10 protein-coding genes and 1 tRNA gene are annotated in these 10,599 nt (G+C 64.8%); 8 read left to right on the plus strand and 3 right to left on the minus strand.

The window, feature by feature from the left end; translation table 11 throughout:
• Positions 1–2: 2 nt before the first annotated feature.
• Positions 3–1,115 carry a phosphoserine transaminase gene (serC, locus tag ITJ57_RS06950; protein ID WP_194669414.1) on the minus strand — a complete coding sequence of 371 codons (1,113 nt, stop codon included), beginning with the start codon at positions 1,113–1,115 and terminating at the stop codon, positions 3–5.
• A gap of 144 nt (positions 1,116–1,259) precedes the next feature.
• Here serC and ITJ57_RS06955 point away from each other — a divergent pair, with 144 nt between their 5' ends.
• The 4 genes from ITJ57_RS06955 to ITJ57_RS06970 all read left to right on the plus strand — a co-directional run bounded on the left by ITJ57_RS06955 (position 1,260) and on the right by ITJ57_RS06970 (position 4,396).
• Positions 1,260–1,961, plus strand: a complete 702-nt coding sequence (locus ITJ57_RS06955) for a metal-dependent transcriptional regulator (protein ID WP_056007700.1) — start codon at positions 1,260–1,262, stop codon at positions 1,959–1,961.
• 250 nt (positions 1,962–2,211) lie between these two features.
• On the plus strand, positions 2,212–3,375 hold the full coding sequence (locus ITJ57_RS19755; RefSeq protein WP_194669415.1) for a CHAP domain-containing protein: 1,164 nt from the start codon (positions 2,212–2,214) through the stop codon (positions 3,373–3,375).
• Positions 3,376–3,800: 425 nt separating this feature from the next.
• The gene (locus tag ITJ57_RS06965; protein WP_194669416.1) at positions 3,801–4,298 is read left to right on the plus strand and encodes an HNH endonuclease; all 498 of its coding nucleotides are present in this window, start codon (positions 3,801–3,803) and stop codon (positions 4,296–4,298) included.
• 26 nt (positions 4,299–4,324) lie between these two features.
• Positions 4,325–4,396 (plus strand) — tRNA-Arg (locus tag ITJ57_RS06970).
• Between the two features lie 99 nt (positions 4,397–4,495).
• On the opposite strand, the gene ITJ57_RS06975 is transcribed toward ITJ57_RS06970, so the two are convergent.
• Positions 4,496–5,488, minus strand: coding sequence for a tyrosine-type recombinase/integrase (locus ITJ57_RS06975; RefSeq protein WP_194669417.1), 993 nt, complete (start codon positions 5,486–5,488; stop codon positions 4,496–4,498).
• 220 nt (positions 5,489–5,708) lie between these two features.
• On the minus strand, positions 5,709–6,389 hold the full coding sequence (locus ITJ57_RS06980; RefSeq protein WP_194669418.1) for a helix-turn-helix domain-containing protein: 681 nt from the start codon (positions 6,387–6,389) through the stop codon (positions 5,709–5,711).
• Positions 6,390–6,564: 175 nt separating this feature from the next.
• On the opposite strand from ITJ57_RS06980, the gene ITJ57_RS19760 reads away from it, so the two are divergent.
• From ITJ57_RS19760 to ITJ57_RS07000, 4 genes are all read left to right on the plus strand, one after another.
• Positions 6,565–6,747: a helix-turn-helix domain-containing protein gene (locus tag ITJ57_RS19760; RefSeq protein ID WP_194670331.1), complete on the plus strand. Its 183-nt coding sequence runs from the start codon at positions 6,565–6,567 to the stop codon at positions 6,745–6,747.
• Positions 6,748–7,057: 310 nt separating this feature from the next.
• On the plus strand, positions 7,058–8,227 hold the full coding sequence (locus tag ITJ57_RS19765) for a DUF3631 domain-containing protein (protein WP_370582243.1): 1,170 nt from the start codon (positions 7,058–7,060) through the stop codon (positions 8,225–8,227).
• Between the two features lie 465 nt (positions 8,228–8,692).
• The gene (locus ITJ57_RS06995) at positions 8,693–9,676 is read left to right on the plus strand and encodes a tyrosine-type recombinase/integrase (RefSeq protein ID WP_194669420.1); all 984 of its coding nucleotides are present in this window, start codon (positions 8,693–8,695) and stop codon (positions 9,674–9,676) included.
• 471 nt (positions 9,677–10,147) lie between these two features.
• Positions 10,148–10,435, plus strand: coding sequence for a hypothetical protein (locus ITJ57_RS07000; protein WP_194669421.1), 288 nt, complete (start codon positions 10,148–10,150; stop codon positions 10,433–10,435).
• The last annotated feature ends 164 nt before the right edge of the window (positions 10,436–10,599 follow it).

Below are 10,599 nucleotides of genomic sequence, written 5' to 3' on the forward strand. Positions count from 1 at the left end.
GCTCAGAGTGCGCCGACGACGTGTTCGATGCTGGCGATGAGCTGCCGCACGTCCGCAGGGTCGATGGCCGTGAAGGTCGCGACGCGCAGCTGGTTGCGACCGAGCTTCCGGTAGGGCTCGGTGTCGACGATCCCGTTCGCCCGGAGGGTCTTCGCGACGAGTGCGGCGTCAATGGTCTCGTCGAAGTCGATGGTGACGACGACCTGCGAGCGGTGCGACGGGTCCGTCACGAACGGGGTCGTGTACGAGGTCCGTTCCGCCCAGTCGTAGAGCGCACCGGAGGACTCCGCCGTCCGTGCCGAGGCCCAGGCGAGGCCGCCGTTGCCGTTGATCCAGGAGACCTGCTCATCGAGGAGGACGAGTGTCGACAGCGCCGGGGTGTTCAGCGTCTGCTCGAGGCGCGAGTTGTCGACCGCGTTCTTGAGGCTCAGGAACTCGGGGATGTAGCGGCCGCTGGCCGCGATCCGCTCGATGCGTTCGATCGCGGCGGGGGAGCAGAGGGCGAACCACAGTCCGCCGTCGGAGGCGAAGTTCTTCTGCGGAGCGAAGTAGTAGACGTCCGCCTGATCGGCGTCGAAGTCGACGCCGCCGGCGGCGCTCGTCGCGTCGATCACGGTGAGTGCGCCCTCGTCGCCGGCGACGCGACGGACCGGTGCCATCACGCCGGTCGACGTCTCGTTGTGCGGCCAGGCGTAGACGTCGACGCCCTCGACGGCCTCGGGGTCGACGCGGGAACCGCCGGCGACCTCGCGGACGTCCGGCGCGGTGAGCCACGGGGCCGCGGCGGACTTGGCGAACTTGCCGCCGAACTCGCCGAAGACGAGGTTCTGGCTGCGCTGCTCGATCAAGCCGAAGGCGGCCGCGTCCCAGAACGCGGTCGAGCCGCCGTTGCCGACGATGATCTCGTAGCCGTCCGGTGCGCGGAACAGCTCGGCCAGACCGGCGCGGACGCGGCGGACGAGCTGCTTGACGGGGGCCTGGCGGTGGGAGGTACCGAGGAGGGACCGTCCGGCATCGGCCAGCGCCGCGATCTGCTCGGGGCGGATCTTCGACGGGCCGCACCCGAATCGACCGTCGGCGGGCAGCAGGGACGTGGGAATCGTGATCTCCGGCATAGGGCGATTCTAGAGGCGGAGGCCGTGCTGCGTCGTGCGCCTCCTCGCGGAGACCTCCACGCAGGGCGGAGTGGCTTGGCGCTGGAACGGCGTCACCGCGCACTAGGATTACCGGGAACGTGCAATCGGGCAGGGAGGGCGTCGATGACCGATTTGATTGACACCACAGAGATGTATCTCCGCACCATCCTGGAGCTCGAGGAGGAGAACATCATCCCGCTTCGGGCGCGGATCTCCGAGCGCCTCGGGCACTCCGGGCCGACGGTGTCGCAGACGGTCGGACGGATGGAGCGCGACGGACTCGTCGTCGTCTCGGGTGATCGCCATCTCGAGCTCACCGAGCCCGGGCGGCGCAAGGCCGTCCACGTGATGCGCAAGCACCGGCTGGCGGAGCGGCTGCTGAGCGACGTCATCGGACTCGAGTGGGAGTTCGTCCACGAAGAGGCATGCCGCTGGGAGCACGTCATGAGCGAGCAGGTCGAGCGCAAGCTCCTCGACATGCTGAACCACCCGACGGAGTCCCCGTACGGCACGCCGATCCCCGGTCTCGACGAGTTCGGTGACAGCCCGGCGGTCGCGTTCTCGCAGGGCGTCATCAACATCGTCGGCCTCGTCGACGGACGCTCGGAGCCGGTCACGGCGACCGTGCGCCGACTGGGTGAACCCGCGCAGGTCGACCCCGAGCTCCTGCTCCAACTGAAGCAGGCCGGCGTCATGCCGGGGCGCACCGGCACCTTCGCCGCTGCCGGCGGGTATGTGCTCGTCACCATCGACGGCGTCGACGGCGGTCTCGAGCTCCCGAACGAACTCGCCACCCACATCTTCGTGGAGACCCCAGCAGCGTGAGCATGAGACGTGCATGAGGATTCCCTTCATGTGCCGTGTTTCCCGTGATGGAAACGTGACTTTCTGAGGGGTAACCCGTAGGCTGTCACACGTCCTGCAGGCCATGATCTGGCCGGAGGAAGACGACCGAGGCACCCCCTAGCCCGTCCCTCGGCCACACGAACCGACATCAATCGTCGGATGGGGCTTTGCCATGCCGATCGCCTTGCGGTGGTCCGTGTCGCTCATGCGGGGTGCCGGAGGAATCCACGTGACAGCAGCTGGTGCGAGCGGCCCCGAACAGGCCGAGACGACCCCGGACGTCCCCCTCACCCGGAAGCAACTCCGAATCCAGGAGCAGGCCGCGAAGCAGGCGGAGGCGTCCTCCGCCTCGTCCGAGCCCGCCACCACTCCCGTCGACGCCGAGCAGGCCGAGGTCGACGAGCACCCGGAGATCGTCCTCGACGACGCCGTGGTCGAGGAGACGGACACGACGGAGACGACCGGTGAGATCGTCCTCGACGACCGCCCGCTGACGAAGCCGTCGGCCCCAGCGGTGACGGCCCCGCAGTCGTTCACCGTCTCCACCACGTCGGGCTCCCCGCTCGCGACCGTCGCTCCGCTGCGCACCGGCGCCGAGCGCGTCGCGCGCAAGTCGAAGCCGACCCCGGCAGCCGCCCCGGCGATCGCCGTCCGCAAGCCCAAACCGACCGGAGCCCGCCCTGGTTCGGTCCGCGGTGTCGCCACGATGGCGTTCCTGGTGCCGGCGTTGCTCGCAACCGTCGCCCTGCCCGCATACGCGGCGAGCAGCAGTGCCCAGACGGAGTACGGGACGTCGGCTTCCGAGCAGCTCAAGACCTCCGGTGCACAGAGCGTCGTCGCCTCCGACAAGGTCGCCGACGCGCCGCTCTCCCGCGACCTGTACACCGCGACCACCCCGGACGAACTGGCCGAGCGTCAGCGGAAGCTCGACGCCGCAGCCGCAGCCAGCGAAGCCACCTATTCGATCACGGTCGGTGCCCGCCAGGCAGGCGACGACTACCCCTGGTTCGATCAGGCGACCGACGACGAGGGTGGCGGACTGTCGCCACTGCGCTACTACTACCGCGAGTGCGTGGACTTCGTCGCCTGGCGCCTGAACCGCGATGCGGGTACGCCGAGCGGCAACTGGGCCTTCACCTGGGGGAACGGCCTGCCGCCGAGCAGCGCGTACGGCTGGGCCGACTCCTGGCAGTACAACAAGGGTACGAACGCCATCGCCGGTTCCGTCGCCTGGTTCAACTACAACCACGTCGCCTACGTCCAGTCGGTCAACGCCGACGGAACGGTCACGTTGGAGGAGTACAACTGGGGCTCTGCGCGCCACAGCTACAACACGCGGACCATCGCCGCGAGCGCCGTGGCGCTCTACCTCTACCCGCCGGGTGTCGGCTGATCCCGAGCGCTCGACCTGGACCGCATCCCTCCCTCGGAGGGGTGCGGTCCTTCGTCATGCGCGGACCGATCGCCGCGGAACCTCGGCGCTGGATGGACGAAGAGATGGCGCGCAGAGGAAATCTCTCCGAACCTGCGGAAATCCCGGCGTCGTGGGTTAATCTGGTGCTCTGCAACTCGGAGAGGTTCAGGAGCTGATGCACGCTAGATGCCGCCAGGTGGTCGCGAACGGTCGCGACCTCTATGTGCTGCGTCATTCCAGCCAAGCGTGCCGCGGCTCCGCCGTGGGTCAACAGGGTGCCGTCATGACGACGGTGCCCTTTTTTGTCGCCCGGAAACGACCCGATCCGATGTCGCAGTGGTTCTGCAGGTCTTGATCGTCGACCGGTCGCGGCAGCCGTCGCGGCCCTTCGGAAGGGAACGTGTATGCGCACACTGGTGTTGAACGCGGGCTACGAGCCGCTCGCGATCGTCTCGTTCAAGCGGGCCCTCGTGCTCGTCATGAGCCACAAGGCGAGCGTCGTCGAGATCGACTCCTCGCACCCGGTCGTGGCTTCGAGCGGCTCGTACGATCGGCCGTCGGTCATCCTCCTCACCAGATACGTCCGGATCCCGCACGCGCGCCGCGTACCGGTCACCCGACGCGGCGTGCTGCGACGCGACGGCCATCGCTGTGCGTACTGCGGGAAGGCTGCGACCACGATCGACCACGTCCAGCCGCGGTCGCGCGGCGGCATCGACAGTTGGGAGAACCTCGTCGCCTGCTGTCTGCGCTGCAACAACGTGAAGGGTGACCGCACCCTGGCGGAGATGAACTGGAGTCTGGGTGTGTCGCCCGGGACGCCGCACGGATCCCAGTGGATGGTGCGGGGCGTCGAACGCTCGGAGCCCGACTGGGAGCAGTACCTGGCGCCGGCCGCCTGAGCGACCGGCTACACTCGACGGGGTCAGCCTCTGTAGCTCAATGGAAGAGCAGTTCCGTCCTAAGGAAAGGGTTGGGGGTTCGAGTCCCTCCAGGGGCACACGTTGTTTTTGCGGCCTAATCAGGCAATTGTGCCATCCAGGTCCGGCCTGCTGTGCATCGTGCAAACAGTTTTGCAATAGCGGGTGATATCGAGCCGTTAGGACAACAGGCTCGCCAAGCGGTCAACTGCGTCCCTTTGCATCGTCGGCGTCACATGGCTATAGATGTTCATGGTCGTGCTGATGTTGCTGTGCCCCAAGCGTTCCTGAACCACTTTCGGGTGAACGCCCAGTTCGAGTAGGAGGGTCGCATGAGTATGCCGCAGGCCCTTGATTGTCACGCGGGGAATGTCCGCCAACAATGGAGTGCGCTGGGCGGCTTTCAGCCGGACGTCCCACCGCGCGGTGATGTTCTTCGGGTTGTAGATCTCCCCGGCTTCGCTAGCGAAAATATAGCTGTCGGCCCGAGCTAGATCGAGAGAGACCGAGCCCCGCAGCGCGCGAAATCGCCTGAGCTGGTCACAGAGGTCACCATCGATATCCACCGCGCGGGAGCTACCCGTTTTCGTGCCCTTGACTACACCCGGCCGCGTGTGGTCTACGGCACGACGAATGCTGATTCGCGATCCGGTTTGGTCAACGTCGCCCCATCGCAGAGCAAGCGCCTCGCCTCGCCGCATTCCAGTACCCGCAATCGTGAGCCAGAGAGTGTAGAGCTCGTCCTCGTATACGTCGCGGTTCCACCGCAGGAAGTCTCGAAGCTGATCGGCGCGCATGGTGACAATTTCGGGCGCAGCCGCTCGAATCTGCTTACCAGTAGGAGCTTTGACTATTCGGGCGCGACGAGCGGGGTTCATCGACAGGTGCCCGTCATCTATTGCCGCATCAAGCATTGCACCTAGGAGAACGTGAGTCTTGTTGATCGTATTGGCCGACAGCGGGGTGCCGAATGCACGCGCATCCCGCCGCCCGCTCTGAGCCAGTTCTCGGTAGTGCTGTCCGATCCGGGAGGGGGTGAGCTTGTCGAGTCGGATACTGCCGAGTTGAGGCGCAATGTGGTTCCGCGCCAGCTTGCGGTAGTTGTAGACGGTTGAGTGCTCAAGCTGTAAGCCGTCGAGCCAGGACGCCAGATACGCAGCGACAGTGGGCACACCGCTGGTCGAAAGCCGCTGGTGGTCCCTAGCTTTGCGGCGTGCATCTTGTAGGCCGTCGTCGGCGAGTTCCGCAGTGGCGTAGCCCGCCTTCCCCGCCTGGCGAGTGCCCGCTTCAGGGTTGTCAGGATCTACAGGAACGACGAGCTGCCAACGCCACCGAACACCGGCCTTCGTCTTGTAGCTTGTGATCGAACCGGCGCCTCGGCGTCGGGATCGGCTAGTCCTCGCGGTCAATGTTCTTCAATCTCTCGACTCGCTGCTGCTGCCGCTCAAGCTGGATCTCCCGCATGATTTGGTCCATTTCGTCCTCTTCCGGGAGAAGGAGACTGTCATCGAAGCTCGGCGGCGTGATCCCCTGTCGACGCATGGAGTCGCGTGTCATCGCGAGCATATTGCGGGCGTTTTCCAGCGCGAGCGCAGCCTCAGCTTGATCTGGATTCCGCTCGACCTGCTTGTGCCGCAATCTCCAGAGGTCGAGCTGATCTCGGTGCTGCTCGAATACCGTGACTAAGGACCACTCTGCGGAGCGTTCCTCTCGGTCGCCCGGGAGCGGATCGTGCCCGCTGATCCATTCCACTGCGTCCCACGTCGACTCCATGCGCCCGGGAAGAACTTCGCATGCGTCGTCCGTTCCGAGCGGCGTCATCAGCAGCATCGGCGGGACGTCGAGCGCGTACGCGAGCACGAGGACGTCGGCGAGCGTCACAGTTCCCCGCCTCCCGCTTTCTAGATTCGAGATCACCGACCGCTTGACCTCATGGCCAAGCCGGACTGTGGAGTCGGCCAAAGACTGCGCGCTCATTCGCGGCACCCGGCTCTCACGCGCAGCCTTGACTCTCTGCCCCACCTGCGCCGCGATGCGCTCGGTCCAAGTGTCATCGCCGATTTTCTCTGCCATGTCAGGAAACAGTACGGCATGAGTTGACATCTCGCTACATGTGACTCTATGGTTCCCCAAGAAGCAACTTGCTTCGCCAGGGCGCAGAAATGGATGGCACATGAAGAAAATTGGTGGACACGAGGATGTCAACAGTCTCGACGAGGCGAAAGCTTCGACCCGGGCGACTCTCACCATGCGCGAGGTGGCGTCCCTGCTCTCGGTGGATCCTCGCACCGTCAGCGCCGCAGCGCGTGCGGGGGATCTACCTTGCGTTCGGATCGGACGCCTGGTGTTGATTCCCCGCGAGCCGCTGCTCGCTCTCCTCGCGCATGATGCTGCCCCATTGGTATCCTCGCCGACCCCCGCGAACCGATGATCGAACGCGTCTATTGGGCATCTGTCGTGCCGTGCTCCGCTCCCGAGGTTCGCGCGAGCTGGTCTCTTCGGTTGTACGGCGAGCCAGTGCAGGAGGCCACGCGGACCTTGCTTGAATCGCACTACTTCAACTCGTCTGAACGGCCGCTGGAGGACTCCTTCTCTTCAGCCCTCGCCTACTGGGGATGGGGCCAAGAATCCGATTGGGAGGCCCGTGAGCTCGGTTGGGGCTGCTGGGTTGCACCGTTGGTTGCGCTGGCCGACGAACTGTCAGCATTCGCAGAGTGCGGGGCATTGGGGGGATGGAGTCGGTGAGTCCTGCATTCCGAGTGCAAGAGTCAACCGCAGTCGGCGTCTCGCCCGTCCTCGGCGACGTTGAAGCATTCGTTCGGCGCTACGTGTCATTCCCCGATCTTGATTCCTGCACAGCCACGATCCTGTGGATTGCTCACGCTCACCTCCTCGAAGCGTTCGAAACAACTCCTCGAATCGCTTTCCTGTCAACGGAGCCCGGCAGCGGCAAGAGTCGGGCGCTAGAGGTCGTCTCGGCTCTTGTCCCACGGCCCATGATGGCCTCCGATGCTTCGGTCGCCGTGCTGTACCACATGACGTCAAAGGGTAGGGACCGACCGACGATCTGCTACGACGAGGTTGACACCGTTTTCGGTCAGCGAGTGTCACCGGAAGCCGAGGACCTGCGACGGCTTCTCAACTCTGGACACAGGCGAGGGGCAAGCGTCTACCGGATGGATGGCGTTGGCGCGAACATGATGCCCCGCGAGTTCCCGGTATTTGCTGCTGTAGCGCTCGCGGGGCTCGGCAACGTGCCAGACACCATTACCACCCGATCTGTCGTCGTCCGAATGCGCCGCAGGGCACCGAACGAACATGTGCAGCCTTGGCGGGAACGCGATGCCCGTCCCGAGGCGGATCTACTCAGAGCGTCTCTCGAAGAGTGGACAGAGACCATATTCCGTCTGGTGGACGGAGCCCGCCCCGACTTGCCACCGATAGTCACAGATCGGCCGGCCGATGTGTGGGAGCCCCTCATCGCCGTAGCCGACGCAGCCGGGGGCGAATGGCCAGAACGCGCCAGGACTGCCGCAGTCAATCTTCTTGAGTCAACGGAGTCCCGGGTGTCAGTCGGTATTCAGCTCCTCCGCGACGTGCGAACCATTCTCGGTGAACAGGAGCGCATGTCCTCTGTCCAGCTCGTGACCGAGCTACTCGATTTGCAGGACGCCCCGTGGAGCGACCTGGCCGGAAAGGAGTTCACAGTGAACGACCTCTCTCGCTGGCTTCGCAAGTACGAGATACGCCCCCGCAGCATTCGATTCGGCGCACAGCAACAAGGTGTCCAACGCGGCTACTACCGCGCCGACTTTGCTGACGCCTTCGCCAGGTACCTGCCACCTGAGGCCGCAGAAGTTGCCACGGAGACAGCCCCTCCACCCGAAGTCCCACCCGTCGAGCTCTTCTGATTGGAATACACGAATGGACAACCTCTCTAGCCCCTGGTCCGAAGCAATTGACGAGTATGAGCGCGACTCCCTCGCGGCCGGACGCGCAGCTTCAACGGTGAACGTCCAGTACAATCGCTTACGACGGCTCGCGTTGAACACCCTGGCATCGCCTTGGGCGCTCACGAGTGCCGACATTCTCGACTGGGTTGACCACGTCGATGCACGCTCGGACGCCCCGTCGACGCGCAAGGCGAATCGTGCAGCCGTCCGCAGCTTCGTGGCATGGGCCAATCGGCTGGACCGGCTGCACGTGGCACCGGTACCGCCGCAACAGCGAGCACGGCAGTACAACCTGGATTCCCGGTGGGCGGATGCGGTCCAACTGTTCGCCACTGCGCAAGCTATTGAAGGCCGCGCGGCAGCCGTGATCGAGACCCGCGAGCGACACGTGTCGAAGCTCGCATCTGCCATGGATGTAGGGCCATGGACGTCACGCACGAACACATTGTGTGGTGGCTCGAAAGCGTCGGCGGCAATCGCGCTGGTCAGCTCGCGCACCGGACGTCGATTCGCGCGTTCTACGGGTGGGCGTTCGCATCAGGTCGCGTGTATGAGAATCCATCGCAGGAACGCTCGTTGCGCTCTTCCGCTCGCCCTCTCGCACCTGCTTGGGAAGCCGAGATCCGTTCCTTCCGCACCTACCTTCGGGGGATCGGCCGTTCGGAGGCGACAGTAAGTCTCTATCGAGAGCGACTCCGCCGATTCGCCGCTGATCACGCCAGCGCAGGTCCATTCGAAATCACCTTGGATGATCTGGTCGAGTGGATGGCTCGCGCAACCTGGTCCGCCGAGTATCGTCGCGGCAACCGAGCAACCTTGCGCGTGTTCTACCAGTGGGCCGTCGATTCAGGGCGTACTCCGGACAGCCCAGCCCGACGACTCCCCGTGGTTAAAGCGGGGCAGGTTCGCCCAAGACCGGTCCAGGACGACGAGTACGAGAGCGCACTCCGGCGCGCGCGCGACAGCGACCGTCTGGCTCTCCGCCTAGCGGCAGAGGTCGGCCTGCGTCGTGCCGAGGTAGCGACCGTGCACTCACGAGATATCACCGGGACTCCCGGCGAGTGGACCCTCCTGGTTCACGGCAAGGGCGATAAGGAGAGGCTGCTGCCGCTGCCGGAATCAATCGCCCGCAGTTTGCGGCTACTGCCCGAGGGATACGCTTTCCCGGGCCAGATCAACGGGCATGTCTCGCCGCGGTATCTGGGCAAGCGCATTTCGGCTCTCCTGCCGACAGGCGTGACCATGCACGCACTACGTCACCGATTCGCCACCCGAGCCCATGAGCACGCCGGTGACATTCTGCTCGTCCAACAGATGCTCGGCCACGCTTCACCAGCGACGACCCAGCGTTACGTACTCGTCTCGGACGCACGCCTCCGCTCACTGGTTGAGGCCGTGTCGCAATGAAGCCGCGCCGTGTTCTCTCGTGGCTTGAGGCGACTGCTCACGCGATCTCCGCACTGCGTGGAGCTTCGACTGATCAGTCGGCGAGCCCATTGCCGCTGGCTCTTGCAGAACACCTTGAGCGCGATTCGATCCGTAGAGGAGCGGCCTGCCCGGAGGTCGAAGTGCAACGCCTCGTGCACGCGGTTCTCGTTGCGTACGGTCTTGACGCCGCCAGTCATCTGCCGAAGATCGCACCACCTGTCCACCTGGTCGGACTCACCGGACGAGACCTAGACCTTTGGGAGGACGGATTCCTCCAGGGGCACGAAATGCGCCACGCCGGATTGGTCGCGCAACTTGCTCGAGCCGAGAATGATGCCGATCGCCTGTACTCAGTCGCATATGCGCCCGAGGCGGCGCAGGCCCGCGATCACGCACTCACTGAGGCCATGTCCGTCCTTCCCTCATCTGACAAAATCCACGGAGCTCACAATGACTGAATCGCTGCCACCCTTCTACGACTCGATCCTCGCGTCCTACATCGCAAAGGAGACTCTCGCCGCCTACGACAGGCGGGAGCGTGATGCACAAGCCGAAGAGAACCGCCACGCTGCTGGTCGGCTCGCGGAACTCATCGAACGTGCCGATGCGGCAGCCGACGCACGCGAATCCCACCGGGCACGACAGGTAGCGCAGCGATTCTTGGACCGGCTGGAGAGTGCTTCCTATGTGCTCGGCTGGGTAGAATCCGCCAGGATCGTGCCGGGGCGACGGCGATAGCGCTGACCAATTGTCATCGCTTCATCGTCGCATTATCCCTATTCACTCTTTTTGAGCAGCACAAAGCAGCGGCCCTTCGGCCGCCAACAACAGTCACTCTAGGTCCGGATGTGGGCGTTGTGCAAATCAGATCTCACGATCCCGCAGGTGTAGCACCTGCCCTC

The organism is Plantibacter sp. VKM Ac-2880, assembly GCF_015351235.1.
Lineage (GTDB): Bacteria > Actinomycetota > Actinomycetes > Actinomycetales > Microbacteriaceae > Plantibacter.